Source organism: Proteus sp. G2300 (assembly GCF_009915965.1).
Taxonomy (GTDB): domain Bacteria; phylum Pseudomonadota; class Gammaproteobacteria; order Enterobacterales; family Enterobacteriaceae; genus Proteus; species Proteus vulgaris.
Genome location: NZ_JAABNK010000004.1, coordinates 91,217 through 109,304 on the forward strand (window position 1 = coordinate 91,217; position 18,088 = coordinate 109,304).

19 protein-coding genes are annotated in these 18,088 nt (G+C 40.2%); 9 read left to right on the forward strand and 10 right to left on the reverse strand.

Annotated elements, in window-relative coordinates:
• The first annotated feature begins 25 nt into the window (after positions 1-25).
• The 3 genes from waaA to coaD are packed head-to-tail and all read left to right on the forward strand — an operon-like array spanning position 26 to position 2,557.
• The gene (waaA, locus tag GWI97_RS01725) at positions 26-1,303 is read left to right on the forward strand and encodes a lipid IV(A) 3-deoxy-D-manno-octulosonic acid transferase (RefSeq protein WP_036933380.1); all 1,278 of its coding nucleotides are present in this window, start codon (positions 26-28) and stop codon (positions 1,301-1,303) included.
• Positions 1,303-2,082, forward strand: a complete 780-nt coding sequence (locus GWI97_RS01730; protein WP_087803797.1) for a glycosyltransferase family 2 protein — start codon at positions 1,303-1,305, stop codon at positions 2,080-2,082. Before waaA ends, GWI97_RS01730 begins: the two co-directional genes overlap by 1 nt.
• Positions 2,072-2,557, forward strand: a complete 486-nt coding sequence (gene coaD, locus GWI97_RS01735) for a pantetheine-phosphate adenylyltransferase (RefSeq protein WP_036933382.1) — start codon at positions 2,072-2,074, stop codon at positions 2,555-2,557. The genes GWI97_RS01730 and coaD overlap by 11 nt, the downstream gene beginning before the upstream one ends.
• Here the strand turns inward: coaD and mutM are convergent.
• A complete protein-coding gene (gene mutM, locus GWI97_RS01740; protein ID WP_036933383.1) occupies positions 2,554-3,378 on the reverse strand; it encodes a bifunctional DNA-formamidopyrimidine glycosylase/DNA-(apurinic or apyrimidinic site) lyase in 825 nt (274 codons plus the stop codon). The two genes, coaD and mutM, sit on opposite strands and share 4 nt — an antisense overlap.
• Before the next feature lie 99 nt (positions 3,379-3,477).
• Here mutM and rfaL point away from each other — a divergent pair, with 99 nt between their 5' ends.
• Positions 3,478-4,737, forward strand: coding sequence for an O-antigen ligase RfaL (gene rfaL / locus GWI97_RS01745; protein ID WP_161749722.1), 1,260 nt, complete (start codon positions 3,478-3,480; stop codon positions 4,735-4,737).
• A 1-nt stretch (position 4,738) separates the two neighbouring features.
• Here the strand turns inward: rfaL and GWI97_RS01750 are convergent, their stop codons facing one another.
• The 7 genes from GWI97_RS01750 to radC all read right to left on the reverse strand — a co-directional run bounded on the left by GWI97_RS01750 (position 4,739) and on the right by radC (position 10,904).
• Positions 4,739-5,908: a glycosyltransferase family 4 protein gene (locus GWI97_RS01750; protein WP_161681032.1), complete on the reverse strand. Its 1,170-nt coding sequence runs from the start codon at positions 5,906-5,908 to the stop codon at positions 4,739-4,741.
• On the reverse strand, positions 5,908-7,011 hold the full coding sequence (locus tag GWI97_RS01755; protein ID WP_087803795.1) for a glycosyltransferase family 4 protein: 1,104 nt from the start codon (positions 7,009-7,011) through the stop codon (positions 5,908-5,910). Before GWI97_RS01755 ends, GWI97_RS01750 begins: the two co-directional genes overlap by 1 nt.
• The gene (locus GWI97_RS01760) at positions 7,008-8,018 is read right to left on the reverse strand and encodes a glycosyltransferase family 9 protein (RefSeq protein WP_103005210.1); all 1,011 of its coding nucleotides are present in this window, start codon (positions 8,016-8,018) and stop codon (positions 7,008-7,010) included. Before GWI97_RS01760 ends, GWI97_RS01755 begins: the two co-directional genes overlap by 4 nt.
• A 275-nt stretch (positions 8,019-8,293) precedes the next feature.
• Entirely contained in the window at positions 8,294-9,421 is a 1,128-nt protein-coding gene (locus GWI97_RS01765; RefSeq protein ID WP_103005209.1) for a glycosyltransferase family 4 protein, read from the reverse strand.
• A 148-nt stretch (positions 9,422-9,569) separates the two neighbouring features.
• The gene (gene rpmG / locus GWI97_RS01770; RefSeq protein WP_006534250.1) at positions 9,570-9,737 is read right to left on the reverse strand and encodes a 50S ribosomal protein L33; all 168 of its coding nucleotides are present in this window, start codon (positions 9,735-9,737) and stop codon (positions 9,570-9,572) included.
• An 11-nt stretch (positions 9,738-9,748) separates the two neighbouring features.
• A complete protein-coding gene (gene rpmB, locus GWI97_RS01775; RefSeq protein ID WP_036914542.1) occupies positions 9,749-9,985 on the reverse strand; it encodes a 50S ribosomal protein L28 in 237 nt (78 codons plus the stop codon).
• A 247-nt stretch (positions 9,986-10,232) separates the two neighbouring features.
• Positions 10,233-10,904: a RadC family protein gene (radC, locus tag GWI97_RS01780; RefSeq protein WP_036933390.1), complete on the reverse strand. Its 672-nt coding sequence runs from the start codon at positions 10,902-10,904 to the stop codon at positions 10,233-10,235.
• 295 nt (positions 10,905-11,199) lie between these two features.
• Here radC and coaBC point away from each other — a divergent pair, with 295 nt between their 5' ends.
• The 3 genes from coaBC to slmA all read left to right on the forward strand — a co-directional run bounded on the left by coaBC (position 11,200) and on the right by slmA (position 13,568).
• Entirely contained in the window at positions 11,200-12,411 is a 1,212-nt protein-coding gene (coaBC, locus tag GWI97_RS01785) for a bifunctional phosphopantothenoylcysteine decarboxylase/phosphopantothenate--cysteine ligase CoaBC (protein WP_036933391.1), read from the forward strand.
• Positions 12,395-12,853, forward strand: a complete 459-nt coding sequence (gene dut / locus GWI97_RS01790; RefSeq protein ID WP_036933392.1) for a dUTP diphosphatase — start codon at positions 12,395-12,397, stop codon at positions 12,851-12,853. Before coaBC ends, dut begins: the two co-directional genes overlap by 17 nt.
• 112 nt (positions 12,854-12,965) lie before the next feature.
• Complete coding sequence (gene slmA / locus GWI97_RS01795) at positions 12,966-13,568, forward strand: nucleoid occlusion factor SlmA (protein ID WP_036933393.1); 603 nt, start codon at positions 12,966-12,968, stop codon at positions 13,566-13,568.
• Positions 13,569-13,874: 306 nt separating this feature from the next.
• On the opposite strand, the gene pyrE is transcribed toward slmA, so the two are convergent.
• A complete protein-coding gene (pyrE, locus tag GWI97_RS01800) occupies positions 13,875-14,519 on the reverse strand; it encodes an orotate phosphoribosyltransferase (protein WP_036933394.1) in 645 nt (214 codons plus the stop codon).
• Between the two features lie 80 nt (positions 14,520-14,599).
• Positions 14,600-15,316, reverse strand: coding sequence for a ribonuclease PH (rph, locus tag GWI97_RS01805; protein WP_036933396.1), 717 nt, complete (start codon positions 15,314-15,316; stop codon positions 14,600-14,602).
• A gap of 125 nt (positions 15,317-15,441) precedes the next feature.
• On the opposite strand from rph, the gene GWI97_RS01810 reads away from it, so the two are divergent.
• Together GWI97_RS01810 and GWI97_RS01815 are read left to right on the forward strand one after the other, a co-directional pair.
• Complete coding sequence (locus GWI97_RS01810; protein ID WP_036933397.1) at positions 15,442-16,305, forward strand: YicC/YloC family endoribonuclease; 864 nt, start codon at positions 15,442-15,444, stop codon at positions 16,303-16,305.
• Positions 16,306-16,485: 180 nt separating this feature from the next.
• Positions 16,486-17,700 carry a site-specific integrase gene (locus GWI97_RS01815; protein WP_202609390.1) on the forward strand — a complete coding sequence of 405 codons (1,215 nt, stop codon included), beginning with the start codon at positions 16,486-16,488 and terminating at the stop codon, positions 17,698-17,700.
• Positions 17,701-18,088: the final 388 nt, after the last annotated feature.

The following is an 18,088-nucleotide window of genomic DNA, read 5'->3' on the forward strand; positions in this document are numbered from 1 at the left end:
CGTCCAGATAAGTGAATTTGATAGCATGTTGTTGCGTTTATATCAGGTACTTCTTTACCTTATTCAACCTCTGATTTGGTTACGTCTTTTACTACGTAGCCGTAAAGCACCCGCCTACCGCAAACGGTGGGGAGAGCGCTATGGCTTTTGCAAAGGCAAAGTTGTGCCTCAAGGGATATTATTACATTCCGTTTCTGTCGGTGAAACACTCGCCGCCGTGCCACTTGTTCGCGCCCTTCGTCATCACTATCCCGATTTGCCTATCACTGTCACTACCATGACTCCGACAGGCTCAGAACGTGTACGCTCTGCGTTTGGTGATGATGTTTACCATGTCTATCTTCCTTATGATTTACCCGGTTCAGTTAACCGTTTTCTTAAAACGGTTGATCCCAAATTGGTTATCATTATGGAAACCGAATTGTGGCCTAATCTAATTTCAAAACTACATCAACGAAAAATTCCGTTAATTATCGCCAATGCCCGTTTATCAGAACGCTCAGCTGCTGGTTATCAGAAATTAGGTAGTTTTGTCAAAACGATGCTCCAAAAAATCACCTTAATTGCCGCTCAAAACCAAGAAGATGGTGAGCGTTTTATCGAATTAGGACTCAAACGTTCACATTTGCATGTGACAGGTAGCCTAAAATTTGATATTTCGGTTACCCCTGAATTAGCGGCAAGAGCTGTTGCTTTACGCCGTCAATGGGCTGCTCATCGTCCAGTTTGGATCGCAACAAGTACCCATGAAGGTGAAGAAACCATTATTTTAGAGACACATAAAAAGCTACTGACACAATTTCCACAACTTCTGTTAATTTTAGTACCTCGACACCCAGAGCGTTTTCCTAAAGCCGAACAACTAACACGCGAAGCAGGGTTAAAATATACCTTACGAAGTACTGATACTGTGCCTAATGCACAAACTCAAGTGGTTATTGGTGATACCATGGGTGAACTTATGTTGCTCTATGGCATTGCAGATCTGGCCTTTGTTGGAGGAAGTTTAGTCGAGCGTGGTGGTCATAATCCTTTAGAAGCCGCAGCACATGCGATCCCAGTGATCATGGGGCCTTATACTTTTAATTTTAAAAATATCTGTGCCAAGCTTGATCAAGCTGAAGGGTTAATTACGGTTACAAACAGTGAATCGATGGCAACAGCTATTGCCTCATTGCTTAATGATGAAGATTATCGCCGTTACTATGGTCGCCATGCTGTTGAAGTGCTTCATGAAAACCAAGGAGCATTACTGCGTTTACTTACCTTACTTTCACCTTATCTTCCCCCTCGGAGTCACTAATGAGCCAGAGTAAGCGCCTTTCTGTGGTGATGATCAGTAAAAATGTCGCTGATGTCATTGGTGAATGCTTAGACTCTGTACAATGGGCGGATGAAATTATTGTATTGGATTCAGGGAGTCAAGATGACACCTGTCGTATTGCAACAGAAAAAGGAGCGAAAGTCTTTGTAAACAGCGAGTGGCCAGGATTTGGTAAACAGCGCCAATTAGCACAACAATATGCCACGGGTGATTATATTTTTATGATCGATAGTGACGAACGTGTCACTGTTGAGCTAAAAACCAGTATCCTTGCGATATTACAACAACCTGAAGAAAATGTGGTTTATAACTGTGCTCGCCGTAACTTGTTTATGGGCCGATTTATGAAACACAGTGGTTGGTATCCCGATAAAGTCACGCGTTTATACGATCGAAAACGTTATCAATATAACAATAATTTGGTTCATGAATCGTTAGAAACGCAAGGCGCAACAGTTAAAACGTTGCAAGGTGATCTGTTACATCTTACCTGCCGTGATCTCATGGAGTTTCAGCAAAAACAGCTAAAATATGCTACCGAGTGGGCAAAAGAGCGCTATCAACAAGGTAAAACAACCCGTTACTGTTCTATCTTAAGCCATACATTAGGCGCTTTTTTTAAAACTTGGTTATTACGAATGGGCATTTTAGACGGGAAACAAGGATTAATACTGGCATTGGTTAATGCACAGTATACCTTTAATAAATACGCCTCTTTATGGGAACTCAGCCAGAAGACTGTAAATCATGAAAAATAAAGCTATCTACCCCGGAACATTCGATCCCATCACTTATGGACATATCGATATTTTAACCCGCGCTGCGGGTATGTTTGATACGGTTTTATTAGCGATTGCTGATAGTGCCCGTAAAAACCCAATGTTTACCTTAGAAGAACGGGTGAATTTAGCCCAAGATGTTACTCATCATTTACCTAATGTCGAAGTCGTTGGCTTTAGTGAATTAATGGCTAACTTTGCTAAAAAACAACAAGCCACGATCCTAATTCGCGGTGTTCGTAGTGTTTCTGATTTTGAATATGAATGGCAACTGGCGAACATGAACCGTCACTTTGCACCCGATCTCGACAGTGTGTTTTTACTGCCATCTCAAAACCTTTCATTTGTCTCTTCCTCTTTAATTAAAGATGTGGCACGCCATGACGGTGATGTCTCTACTTTCTTACCTGATGTCGTCACCACCGCAATGCTAAAAAAACTAGGCAAAATTTAGCACTCATTGTCGCCATGTTGGCAATGTCGGCAGAAAAATGTGCTACGTTGCCCTTGCTTAATACTTTCAATCGGTTGTCCACAAATCAAACAAGGCTTATCTTTACGCCCATAAACAAAGAGCTCTTGCGCAAAATAACCGGGCTTACCGTCTGATTGCAGAAAATCTTTAAGTGTTGTACCACCTTGCTCAATTGAGCGAGTTAGCACCCGTTTAATCGCGGTTACCAGCACAGCACACTCTTCAAGTGTTAAGCTATTGGCTTTTCTATCAGGCATAATACCCGATGAAAATAGCGCTTCGTTAGCATAAATATTGCCGACACCAACAACTAGCTTATTGTCCATTAACCAAGGCTTGATGGCTGTTTTTTTATTTTTGCACTGTTGATAGAGATATTCCGTATTAAATTCATCAAATAGCGGTTCTGGCCCTAAGTGGGCTAATACAGAGCTTGTGGCTAAATCTTCACACCATAGCCAAGCACCAAAGCGTCGCGGATCGGTATAGCGCAGCACTTTGCCATCTCGGAAAATTAAATCGATATGATCATGTTTCTCTTCAGGCTGTTCCTCTAATAAAATACGCACACTACCCGACATCCCCAAATGGATTATGATCCACCCAGTATTAAGCTCTATTAACAGATACTTAGCGCGACGTTTCACACTTAAAATAGGCTCATCCAATAAGGTTTTTATTTTTTCAGAGACCGGCCAGCGTAATTTGCTATTACGCACAATAGCATAGTGCAACACATTGCCTACAAGATGAGGTTCAATACCTCGGCGACTGGTTTCAACTTCCGGTAATTCAGGCACAGGTGGCTCCATGATTATCAGATAAGAGATACAGCGATAACATCATTTTTATTGTATGATCAGCTTCCCTAAAAGCATAAAGGACGATAGCAGATTATTATGATGGTGTTTAAAAACTGTAGTAAAAAATCCCTTTGGAATTTATCCATTGTTGGGCTTTACATTATATTGATCTACTTACCAGATATCACCCGTTATAAAAATATTGTAATGGGATTGATTGGTGCAACAGCACTGTGGTATCTGATACGTGACTTTAAGGCTATCTGTAAGATATTTAAAAATAATCTGTCATTCTCGTTGCTATTTTTATTGCTGGTAATTGGTTATTCCATCGTGATTTCTGTCGAGCCCAGCATCAGTATAAAAGAGATTAATAAGCCCATACTCAATGGCTTACTGCTTTTTGCCGTGACCTTTCCGATTGTGCTGTATAAAGAGAAACCTACTGATATTGCCAAGATGGTGATGGTGGCTTTTGCGATTGGGTTGTTGGTAATTATGGTTAAGGAGTTAGTGCAGTATTATTTGGAGTATAAAAGAAATATTTTACCATTTACAACGGAGAGCCAATCACAACATAGAGACATTTCCTACGCTCTTCTTTTTTTCTTTCCCATTATATTAGCTTTATGGGCGGTAAAAAAACGAAATTCTATTATTAATTGGTTATTGTTAACCATTATTAGTTTATCGTTTATTTTTATTATATTAGGAACCTTAGCACGAGGCGCATGGGTCGCTTTAGCTATAAGTACTTTACTGATTTTAGTTATTAATCGCCAATGGTTACTGATGATAATAAGTGCATTAACCTGTGCCTTATTATTTATTGGGGCAACAAATTTACCGACAAATCCCGTTATCAGTAAATTACTTCAACATAAATTAACTCAAACTAATAGTGGATTACGTTTTGATAACGGCACTCAAGGCTCAGCTTTAGATCTTATTTTAGAACACCCCATAAAAGGTTATGGCTATGGCAATCAGGTTTACCATAACATCTATAATGAACGTACTAAAGATTATCCAAATTGGGTATTTAAATATTCTATAGGACCCCATAACATCTTTTTAGCTTTTTGGTTTGCGGGCGGTATTTTGGGGCTATTTGGTATTCTTTATTTCTGCTCTTCGATTATTGCCCAAGGTATCCAGCTAATAAGAAAAAATCACGGGATTATTCGCCAAGCCTCTCTTGTATTACTGATGTCATTTTTAGGGGTCTATGTATTGAGAGGGTTATTTGAAAATGCGTATATTAATCAAGTGGGTATTTTAGTGGGATTAATGTTGGCATTGCGTCATGCTTTACGTAATAATCCATCAGCAACACCGCCAGATAAACAACAATAACTTATTGAATTAACGTCTCTATTGTTTTTAGAATAACCTCAGCCCGTTTATCCCAGTTGTAATAATTTTCAACAAGAGAACGGGCATGAGTTGTTTTTTCACTTGCCCGTTGCGGGTTATCTCTTAACTGTATTATCTGCTTTGCAAAACTTTGTGCATCACCACTATCTGCAAAACTTACCGCTCTTTCATCTACCACATCACGAATTGAGGGAAAATCTGAAATCACCACAGGCTTTTCCATAGCCATATATTCAAATAACTTGAGTGGTGAAGTATAACGGCTTCCAATGCTGGTTAACGTAAGCGGGAGTACACAGATATCGTGCTGAGCAATCGTATTAAAGCGTTTTTTGGGATCAATAAATCCCAAAAAATTGACCTTGTCTTTTACGTCCATTTCTTGAGCTAATAAGGTTAATCCACCAATCTGCTCCGGCGTTCCCCCTGCGATATTCAACCGTGCGTTATCCAGGTATTTCATTGCTCGCATCATGGTAGGGATCCCTTTCCATTTATGCAAACTGCCTAAATAGAGCACTTCCGTAATAGTTTTATTTACTGTAGAAGGCGCTATCTGATGATCAGCTACAGCATGTAAATCTACGCCATCAGGAACCACTGTTATTGGTGTAGAAACTTGATATTGCGAAACAATATCATCTCTTAATAATGAAGTAAGAACAAATATGCCTGTCGCTCGGCTGTAAACGAGTTTCTCCATTTTTAATAGTTTATGATATTTTGCACGATTCTTTTTTTTCTCAAATGAATGAGACTCTGCAAAAGATTGAGCGAAAATTTCATGACTTTCAAAAAAGAGAGGAATTTCTGGATGATTTTCACAAAGATAACACGCGAGTTTTAAGTTACGGGTAAATAAAGCATCAATATTATTTTGCTTTATCCAGCGAGCTATCTGTAATGAGAAAAGTTTTTGTGAATTAAATGGAAAATACCATTTACGACGAATATCTCTTAAAGCAACTAGGCTAGCATTAACATGTATTGAACGACCTAATATATCGCTATCTCGATATTGTCCTTTGGGTGTGACTAATGTCACTTGAGCGCCAGCTCGGGCAAATGCATCCACATTTTGCAATATTTGCAATGAAGCCACACGTAAATCAGGAACAGGATAAGGATCAAGATAGGCAATTTTCATTATTATGACGCCAATGCCTGTAATAAACGTTGCGCAGAATGTTGCCAAGTATAACGTGATTTTATACGCAGGCGTGCCTTCTCTCCCATGCTTTTACCTCTATCCGATAATGTACGAAGATGATTAATTGCCATCACAATTTCATCGGCATTTCCCGGTGCCACCAGTAATCCAGCAGAGCCTTCATTACCCACCACTTCAGGAATTCCCCCAATATGACTAGCAATGACAGGTTTTGCACACGCCATCGCTTCTGCAATCGTAATACCGAAGGCTTCATCTCCTGTACTCGGAAAAATACCCGCATCACTGGCTGCATAAAATTCCGGTAATGTATTATGTTCAACGGGGGGGTGGAAAATCACTTGTTCAGCAAGACCTTTGGCTGTCGCTTTGCTTTTCAATCGCTCAAGATCATCGCCGGCACCGATAATGAGCAATTTAACATCTTCACCTTTTAGCTTTTCAATGGCATCGATAGCCACACTTAAGCCTTTCCAACCCACTAACCGGCCAGCAAATGAAAGTAAAAAAGTAGACTCATTAATTCCTAATTGCTCACGCAACGACGTGGTCATAGGTCTAAATTTTTCAATATCCACACCATTATAAATCACACTAGGAAACTGCTTAAAATGGTGTTGGATTTGCCAAGCATTAAAGTGGCTACATGCAACCCATGCTGAAATTTTTTTACCTAATCTGCGATCGCCTTTAAAAAAACTGGTTCCTCCACTCATATAGCAAAAACGCGTTGAGGATGATTTAGGCATCATAGAAGGCCAAAAAAAATCAAATGGTTTTGTTAAAATCACCCAATCAAAATGTTGGCTGATCACCTCTTTTTTCGCATGTCGTGCAAAAGTATAACGCTCAACAATACGACGAAAACGCCCACCAAGATCAATCACGTTATCTCTTGGTGTATAAGGGTAAGTGTGAACCTGTATTTGGCGTCCTGCCAGATTGTGTCGGATATCACCATTGCCACCATAAAGATGAACTTCATGCCCAGCATCATGCAACTGCTTAGCCAGTTCCCAAACCGCTGTTTGGATCCCGCCATAAGACATGGTGATTGTGACATCAATTATACCGATCTTCATGGATTACTTTTCACCTTCATTCCATTAATGATATTACGCACTGCATTCCACACTTCTTCGACTGATATGTCAGCCATATTGTCTTCACGACGCGCATTTTCCAACGAGGTTGGATGTTGGATAACCTGACAACAAGAATGTTGTAATGGCGCTAAATAGCACCCAGGGTGATAGCTATGGTATAACGCCACCATTGGGATATCTAAAGCCCCTGCTAAATGTGTGGGTCCTGTATCTACCCCAACATAAAGCGATAAATTTGCCATAATTGCCGCATTTTGTCGCATTGAAACTCGACCAGCTAAGGCTAAACAGCGCTCTTCACCCATTTTTTTAGCTAAATCAATGGAAAGTTGTTCACTTTCTTTACTACCTAATAGCAAGAAATACGTACTCGCGTCATGGGTAATAATCTGCTTTGCTAATTGCAGAAAGTTATCCACAGGCCAATCTCTATAGGCTTTAGCTGGAAAACTTTGTAATTGAAAACCAATAATATTCTTATTAATTAATGAATTATCTATTAAAAACTGTTGTGCAAAATCCGCTTCTTCATCACTGATAAAGTAGCGTAACTGCCAACAACTCGGATAAATCCCTAATGCATTAATTAATAAGGCACGTTCTTTCTGTGCCACCATTAGTTTTTTAGGGCGTTCAACCCAAGTCACATCATTTTGCTGTAGTGACTTATTATCAGCAAAAGCCACTGTATGGTGAGATTGACGACGAGCATAACTCACCAGCGCACTATCATTGCCATATACTAGTGCTAAATCATAAGGTTTATGGGGTAACCAACCCGCCCAAACGGCTCTTTTTTTAGAAAAATGTCTAATACAATCAATATCGGGATTATGCTCAAGAATGCATGCGCTACGTTTATGTGCAAGCACATGAATATGAGCATTAGGCCAGCGCTGTTTTAATGCATGGATAACCGGCGTGATAAGTAATGTATCACCGAAACGGGCTATCGCTATAACCAATATATTATTTGGATCCATATGCTTTTTATTTAGCTTAAATGATACCTTTACTTCTCAGACTATACACTAAAAAGTATTACAAATATTCATCAATGGAATGAATACACTCAGTTGATAATAGATACTTTAAATCAATTCAAGGTGTAGCTCGGCAACATGTGGATCTATTCCTTAAAAAGATCTGGGCGCAGACATAAGTATATGACTTGCGCGAATAAACGTAGTCGGCAACGCTATCACTTCAAGTATGACAAGTAGAAATAATCGTTTCTTAACTTTATTATCAACATTAATCATACTGATTTATTTTTATCATTAATTGCCTGAATAAAGATCTTTTCCATTTTATCTAGCATATTATCTAAGCCAAATCGTAAAACAGCATGTTCAAGCGCAGCTTTCCCCATCTGCTCACGTAATTGTTCTGAACCCATTAATTTAGCTAAATAACTCGTCAGTATCTCTTGTTCCTGAGGAGGCAAAGTAAAACCCGTTTTACTATCAATCACAGCTTCACTAATCGCACCCACTGTTGTAGAAACAACAGGTAAACCACAGGCCATTGCTTGCATAATACCTTGAGGTACACCTTCGTTACCAAAAGAAGGTAATGCAAATAAATCCATCGCATTTAAACAATCAGGCACATCATCACGATTACCTAAAAAGAAAATACTTTGCGCTAATCCTGCCTTTTTAACCATCGGCTCTAAATTTTTACGCTGAGGTCCATCACCGACAAAAATTAATTGCCAATCGGGAAACTGCTGGTGTAACGATTTCCATGCTTCAACTAAATATTTATGTCCTTTCCATACTCGCATAGTCGCCACTATCCCTAACGTTGGTTTATTAGGGATACCTATTTTCTCTCTGGCATGCTGTTTATCCTGTGGAAAGAAACGTTGTAAATCAATACCAGTAGGTACGGATGTCATCTTTTCCAATGGAAATCGATTATGTTCATGCAATGTATAACGTAATTTCTCACCTGTTGTTACAATATGAGCACTAGATGAAAGATAAAGCCAGCGAGTGGGCAGTGAACGAGAAACATCGGTAGAAACATGTCGAGTACGGACAATAACCGGTGAATGGCGCAATGTGGCACAAGAAACAGCCACTAGCCATGCATCGGTAGAACTGTGGGTATTAATAACATCAAATTGGTGATGATGTAATTTCAGCCATTGACGAAGTGCTTTTAATGCAGAGGCACGTTTTTTTTCAACAGGTAATGTAAAAACCTCAATACCATAATCAGGTGCGGCTTTAGCAATTTTAGAGGTGGGACAACACACAAGTGCAACTTTATGTCCTCTACGGATCATGCCTTGAGCTTCTGTCAGTATACGAATTTCCTGACCACCCCACCCACAAGATGATTCTGTATGTAATATTGATAGCACTGACTTACTCATCCGCAATCCATTCACCTGATGATTCAAAAGAACTATAGTATAACTAAAGAGTAAACGAAGATCACAATAGCTTTACTTTGTTATACTTAGCAAACCTCATATAACAAAAAACCCGACACAAAGGTCGGGTTTTTTAAGAAAACTGAAATTATTTAATTTTAGCTTCTTTATAAAGCACATGTTGACGAACAACTGGATCGAATTTTTTCATTTCCAGTTTTTCTGGCATAGTGCGTTTGTTCTTCGTAGTGGTATAGAAGTGACCTGTACCAGCAGAAGAGACGAGTTTAATTTTCTCGCGAATACCTTTAGCCATTTTTCAGCTCCTTAGAACTTCTCACCACGGGCACGTAAATCTGCTAATACAGATTCGATGCCTTTCTTATCAATCACACGCATACCTTTAGCAGATACACGTAGAGTTACGAAACGTTTCTCAGACTCAACCCAGAAACGGTGAGAGTGCAGGTTTGGCAGAAAACGGCGTTTAGTCGCGTTTAATGCGTGAGAGCGGTTGTTTCCACTCACAGGACGCTTGCCGGTAACTTGGCAGACTCGGGACATGTCTATTCTCCAAAAATCTAATCAGCTCGAGCTTTAGTATCAGGTTTGACCGCCTCGTCAGGCTTTGGAGCCCATCTCAGCAACTTTTAACGATTGAAAAACTGTGTTAACACCTCAGAAAAAACTTGCTGAGATAGGCTCTTCTCGCCAAACCCAAGATCCTCAAAGGTGGCGTAGTATACGCCCAATGGCCTCAACGCTCAAGACCCGTACAAATAAAGATTGACAATAATTACAAAAATATTTGCTACAACCAACCACGCTCTGCAAAAGAAACACAGTTATCATGCCCTATTACAAGGTGATCGAGTACTTTTACGCCTACTAACTGACAAGCTGTAAAAATTTTTTCAGTTAATTGTTTATCGGCAAGGCTCGGTTCACAAATACCAGAAGGGTGATTATGAGCAAGAATAATAGATGTTGCATTCTTTTTTATTGATTGGCGAACAATTTCTCTAGGATGAACTTCGACTCGATTAATTGTACCTTTAAACATTTCATCAAAAGCAATCAATTGATTTTGATTATCAAGAAAAAGCACCACAAACACTTCTCGGTCTCGCCAATGCAGTAATTTTTGTAAGTAATGCTTTGTATCTTCAGAGGAAGATAGCACATTTCTATACATAAATTGTGTTGTGGAAAAGCGTTGCGCCATTTCATTAATTGCTTGTAGCTGGGTAAATTTACCGATCCCTACACCTTTAAAACGCCCTAACGTTTCATAATCAGCATTTAGAACATGATACAGAGAACCACACTCTTTTAGTAAAAAAGCCGCCAACTCTAATACTGATTTTTCATAGGTTCCTGTACGTAAAAAAAGCGCAAGCAACTCAATATCAGAGAGGGATCCCACGCCATAAAGCAACAATTTTTCTCTAGGTAAAAGCTCACTAACCGATTGATTTTCCATCCTTGGGCTCCTTATTGAGTAAAGGTTATAAAGTTAGTCATTGATTTTATTTATATTAATCACATTATTATTTTTCATTACTCTTCATAAAATGCCAATCATAAAACAACTGTTGTTTTATACAGTTCATTTACTATAAACTGCTTATATTGTATGAAAAAGACACCAACCAAAATTGTGCGAGATAACCCACAAAAATTTAATCAATAAAACATGAAGTTACATAGAATTCCGAATTCACGGATACCTTGTGGTAAAATTGCGGACAATTATTTATGTACTTAGGCATTTCATCATGACTACACTTCACAACAAAAAGATTATTCTTGGTATTAGTGGTGGTATTGCGGCCTATAAAGCACCTGAACTTGTTCGCCGTTTACGTGATAAAGGTGCTATTGTCCGTGTTGTAATGACACCCGCGGCACATGCTTTTGTCACACCATTATCATTACAAGCGGTTTCTGGCTTTCCTGTTGCAGATGACCTACTTGATCCCGCAGCAGAAGCAGCAATGGGACATATTGAATTAGGCAAATGGGCTGACTTCATTCTGCTAGCACCCGCGACAGCTGATCTTATTGCTCGTTTACGCGTCGGGATGGCAAATGATTTACTCACCACTCTCTGTTTAGCGAGTAGTGCCCCTATTGCTATTGCACCAGCAATGAATCAACAAATGTATAGAGCCACGATCACACAAGAAAATGTATCTACTTTAGAACAACGAGGCTACTTAATTTGGGGACCCGATTCTGGTAGCCAAGCTTGTGGTGATGTAGGGCCTGGGCGAATGTTAGATCCTTTAGAGCTTGTCTCTTTAGCTGAAAAACAACTTGCTTTACAACCACAAGACTTTGCAGGTAAAAAGATCACGATAACAGCAGGACCAACGCGTGAAGCATTAGATCCCGTACGTTTTATCAGTAATCATAGCTCTGGAAAAATGGGCTTTGCAATTGCACAAGCTGCTGCATTACGTGGTGCTGATGTCACTCTTATCGCAGGCCCTGTCACATTACCGACACCCGTTTGTGTTAAACGTATTGACGTTGAAAGCGCACAAGAAATGTATGAACAAGTGATGACGCTCGCGCCTTCACAAGATATTTTTATTGGTTGTGCGGCTGTTGCAGATTATCGCGCTAAACTTGTCGCCACTGAAAAAATAAAAAAACAAGGTGATGAAGTCACCATCACTATGGTAAAAAACCCCGACATTGTCGCCAGTGTTGGAAAAATGATTGAGCACCGCCCTTTTGTTGTTGGATTTGCAGCCGAAACCCAGAATGTGGAAGAATATGCCCGCAAAAAACGAGAACAGAAACAGCTCGATTTAATCTGTGCCAATGATGTTTCATTAGAAAATCAAGGCTTTAACAGTGACAATAATGCATTACACCTTATTTGGGCTAATGGAGAAACGCGTTTACCACACAGTAGTAAAGCACAACTTAGCCATCGCCTACTTGATGAGATAGCCAAACACTATGATGAAAAAAATTGATGTTAAAATTCTTGATGCTCGTATTGGTCAAGAATATCCACTTCCTGCTTATGCCACAACAGGCTCTGCTGGTTTAGATTTACGTGCTTGCCTTGATGCACCATTGATCCTTGAACCGGGGCAAACTGAATTATTACCGACAGGTCTTGCTGTACATATTGCCGATGAAGGTTTAGCAGCAATGGTGCTTCCTCGTTCAGGCTTAGGCCATAAACACGGTGTTGTATTAGGTAATTTAGTGGGATTGATTGATTCTGACTATCAAGGCCAACTGATGGTATCAGTTTGGAATCGTGGCCAAAAAGCGTTTACTATTGAACCCGGTGAGCGCATTGCTCAGATGATTATCGTGCCCGTTGTTCAAGCTGAATTTAATATTGTTGAAGATTTTACCGCAACGGAACGCGGTAGTGGTGGTTTTGGTCATTCCGGCCGCCAATAATAACGACGTCTTGCATTAATTATTTCAATGACGATATCACTCCCTTTGCACTGAAAATTTGAGTGCAAAGGTTTACTGATTTGTTTTGCTTTTAGCAGGGGCCTTATCAGTCATGGCAGAAAAAAAAGAAACCAAAAAGAAAAGAAATAGACGGGATGAAATCTTACAATCACTAGCTCAAATGTTAGAGTCAAGTGATGGTAGCCAACGCATTACAACGGCAAAACTTGCAGCCACTGTCGGTGTATCTGAAGCGGCACTCTATCGACATTTCCCAAGTAAAACCAAAATGTTTGATAGCCTGATTGAGTTTATCGAAGACAGCTTAGTCTCTCGTATTAATTTGATCTTAAAAGACGAGAAAGAAACGATAGCAAGAATTCGCTTAATTCTTATCTTGATCCTCGGTTTTGCTGAAAAAAATCCAGGCCTATCTCGTATTTTAACGGGTCATGCTTTGATGTTTGAGCAAGATAGATTACAAGGTCGTATAAATCAACTTTATGAGCGCATTGAAGTTCAACTTCGACAAGTTATCAAAGAGCGTAAAATTCGTGAAGGTAGTACTTTCTTACACGATGAAGCCTTGATCGCCTCACAATTACTCGCTTTTTGTGAAGGCATGCTAGCGCGCTTTGTACGCACTGAATTTCGTTATCACCCGACCCAAGAATTTGAAGCGCGTTGGCCATTAATATTGGCACAGTTACAATGAATTGATGGACTCGTGATTTAACTCAAGAATTTGAAATTGACAAATATGCCGTTTTTTTCTTATTTGTGTTAACATGCATCCTCTGGTACAGAAGTACCTCAATATATTTATCCGGAATGGCATTCGTGCAGTTCCTACATTGTGGCATTAGCAAATCGCTTTGCCCCTGCTGTAAAAGTCCTTTTATATTTCAACATCTGTGGTAATTATCACAGAAGATTCATTGTACTACTCACCCCGCCCATTATTGGGCGAGGGCTTTTTTTTATTTAGAATTAACCTTTCATTTATCGTATTTTGACTTTATTAATTAACGCCATAGCGCTCACGATAAGCTTTAACCGCAGGTAAATGTTCAGATAACGTCTCACTCTCGTTTAAATAGCTGATTAAATCATCTAAGGTAATAATTGAATACACCTGGCACTGATAATCACGTTTTAGCTCTTGTATGGCAGAAAGTTTTTCTCGTCCTTTTTCTTGTCTATCTAAGCTTAATAGCACAGCCGAAAGCGTTGCATCATGCTGTTTAATAATTTCCATTGATTCCCGAATAGCAGTACCTGCTGTGATAACATCATCCACAATGACAACATCACCCTTTAATGGGCTTCCTACTAATGTTCCTCCTTCACCATGATCTTTCGCCTCCTTGCGATTAAAGCAATAAGGAATATCAATGTCATGATGTTCAATTAATGCGACTGCCGTTGTGGTTGCAATAGGGATCCCCTTATAAGCAGGCCCAAACAACACATCACAAGGTACATTATTATCTAATAATGTTTGTGCATAAAATTGCCCCAGTAAAGCCAAATCACGCCCTGTATTAAATAAACCGGCATTAAAAAAGTAAGGACTCACTCGTCCTGATTTCAGTGTAAATTCACCAAATTTCAAAACATTTTTTGCTAATGCTAGTTCGATAAAGCGGCGTTGGTAGGCTTTCATTTTTTTCTCCTCTCTACGTTACTTGATGACAAAATTTAGGCATAAAAAAGGCGACTTCTCAGTCGCCTTAAATATAAAATCTATTGCTTAAGCGCCTCTTTTTGCGCTTCAAATATCTTCTCTAATCCCCCCTTCGCAAGGGCGAGTAAAGCAAGCAATTCTTCATGACTAAATGGCGCGCCTTCGGCCGTACCTTGAACTTCAATCATACGACCATCATCGATCATCACCACATTCATATCGGTTTCTGCTGCGGAATCTTCAACATATTCAAGATCGCATAATGGTTCACCATCAACAATCCCCACAGAGACTGCAGCTACCATTGATTTAAGCGGGCTTTTTTTCAGCTTACCTTCTTCAACCATTTTATTTAATGCATCAACTAATGCCACACAAGCACCAGAGATAGAAGCTGTACGAGTACCACCATCAGCTTGAATAACATCACAATCAATAGTAATGGTAAATTCACCCAATGCTTTTAAATCAACCGCAGCACGTAATGAGCGTGCAATTAAACGCTGGATTTCCATAGTACGGCCAGTTTGTTTACCACGAGCCGCTTCTCGTGCATTACGGCTATTGGTTGCGCGAGGAAGCATACCGTATTCTGCGGTTACCCAACCTTGCCCTTGTCCCTTAAGAAAACGTGGTACACCGTCTTCCACAGTGGCGTTACACAAGACTTTAGTATCACCAAACTCGACTAATACAGAACCTTCAGCATGTTTTGTATAATGACGAGTGATGGTAATAGGACGTACTTGGTTTGCTTGTCTGTCTGCTGGACGCATGGTGTTATCTCCGCTTTCTCTGACATATTGGGGGCGCATTATACGACCTAAAATCGCTTATGCCTATCCTGTATCGATGCCTAAGGTTATAATCGTACCATCTTTTACACTATTGAGACCCTATTATGATCCGTAGCATGACCGCTTTTGCCCGCCGAGACATCAAAAAAGACTGGGGTAGCGCTGCATGGGAACTGCGTTCCGTAAACCAACGTTACCTTGAAACTTATATTCGTTTGCCTGAGCAATTACGTAGTTTAGAGCCTGTTATTCGTGAACGTCTACGTAATCGCTTAACGCGTGGTAAAATTGAATGTAACTTACGCTTTGATCTTAATGCCCGCTTTCAAGGCGAACTTAATCTTGATGAAAATCTGGCAAAACAACTGATTGTTTCTGCCAACTGGGTAAAAAGTCATAGCCATGAAGGGACTATCAACCCCTTTGATATTTTACGTTGGCCGGGTGTGATTTCAGCACAAGAGCAAGATTTAGATGCGATTGGGACTGAACTTTTAGCCGAATTAGATTTAGCGATTGATGCTTTTATTGCTAGCCGTGAAACCGAAGGACAATCACTCAAAGCACTTATCGAACAACGTTTAGATGCGGTTAGTGCAGAAGTAGTGAAAGTAAGAGCCCAAATGCCAGAAATATTACTCTGGCAACGTGAGCGCTTAACAAGCAAATTAGAAGAGGCTCAAGTTCAAATCGACAATAATCGTTTAGAACAAGAACTCGTGATGTTAGCGCAACGTTTAGACGTCGCTGAAGAGCTAGATAGATTAGAAGCTCACGTTAAAGAAACACGCAAAATTCTTGTGAAAAAAGAAGCAGTAGGCCGTCGTCTTGATTTTATGATGCAAGAATTTAATCGTGAATCGAATACGTTAGCATCAAAATCAATTAATACAGAAGTCACCAATTCAGCCATTGAATTAAAAGTTTTAATTGAACAAATGCGCGAGCAGATCCAGAATATTGAATAATTTTCTCTTGTTTTCCAAAGCTTTCCAATATTAACCAAAGCCCTGATTTATCAGGGCTTTTTATTTCCAGCCTGTTCTTGTACGTTTCAATCTGTTTCATCCAAGTGGTGAGTTAACTGGTGAGTAATGCCTCGTTATACTTGCATCAAATGGTGAGTATTTGGAGGTCATGTGGCATCTATGACAGCAAAGCAGGTGGCCGCACTTGCAAAATCAGGTGAACCAATTAGAAAGTCCGACGGAAAAGGACTCTACTTTGTCGTTCCAGATTCAGGAGCGCCCTATTGGGCCCTTCGATATAGTGGCAATGGCAAACGTAAACAAATGACTCTGGGGCAGTACCCTGGTATGTCTTTGGCCGATGCAAGATCAGAAGCCGAAGTGTTTAAACGTGACTTAAGGCAAGGCGTAGATCCCCTCATTGCAAAACAGCGTCAAAAGTGGACGGGTATCATATCGGTCGATGATTTATTTGAGGATTGGTATAAAAACGATTTAGCGCCAAGGCTAAAGCATCCCAACATTCCAGCTCGAATATATAGAAAGGAAATTAAGCCCGTCATCGGCGAGTTTAAAATCCAGGAAGTAACGGCTCTGGATGTTCGAGAGATAATTCAAAGAGTTAGGGATAGTGGCCGTTTGACCATTGCCAATGACACGCTTGGTTACATGAAGCAACTTTTCAAGCACGCATTAAAGCTTGAGCTAACCGCTAATAATCCCGCTGCACCTTTCACAATAAACGATGCTGGAGGGCTCGAAAAAACTCGTAAGCGAGCATTAGAGCTCAATGAAATAGAGAAAATATTTAAAGTATTTCGTAGCCATCTAAACAGTTTTGGTAGAGAGAACTATTTGTTGTGCTGTCTCTTCTTGGTACTAGGTAATAGGAAGAGTGAACTGTGTGAGGCTCCCTGGTCAGAGTTCGACCTAGAGGAATCTGTCTGGCATATCCCAGAGTGGCGGGTAAAGACAGGCATCGCTATATCTATTCCCCTGCCAAGCCAAGCAATGACATGGCTCAGTGAGCTCAAAGTAAGATCGATGGGTTCTGAATACGTTTTTCCAGCCCGACGCCGAAGCAATCTATTGCATATGGGGCCTGACACCCTGAATAGCGCAATCTCAAAGTTGTTTGGACGAGAAGCTGGGAGGAAGATTCAGCCACCCAACGTGATGGGTGACATAGAGCATTTTACAGTACATGACTTACGGCGAACATTCAGGAGTCTAGCTGCATCAGTAGGAACACCAAATCACGTCGCTCGGCTTTGTATCAATCACCGACAAGGCGGTGTTGACGGTATATATGATCGGTATGAGTACTTTGAAGAAAGGAAAGCTGCTCACCAGAAGGTGGCCGATCTAGTTACACCTCTCATTCATCTGGAGTAATAAGTTATCCTTCATGGAACAGGCTAAATCTGACACAGCTTGTTCCAGCGGCTTAGTTTAGGCCAGATGTGCAACGTTCCCATATATCTTCTAGTTAACCGTGCAACGGCCCCACATACGCTCTCAGACCAACGAAAAAGTTCGCATACAAGTGATTTGGCCTTCATTTTGTTCAGTAAACGCCCCAAATTGGGCTTTGGTCGGTCCCTGTCGTGCAACCACCCCATAGGTTTAAGCGTTAATCGTGCAGCCAACCAATATATCCAAGGCTTAAACGTGCAACGTTCCCACATATGCCCTTGCAGTGGCGTTACATGTCACATTTTACATTCGTGACATGTAACGAAACATAAATATCTTTTTAAATTCATTTATATACGTTCAACCA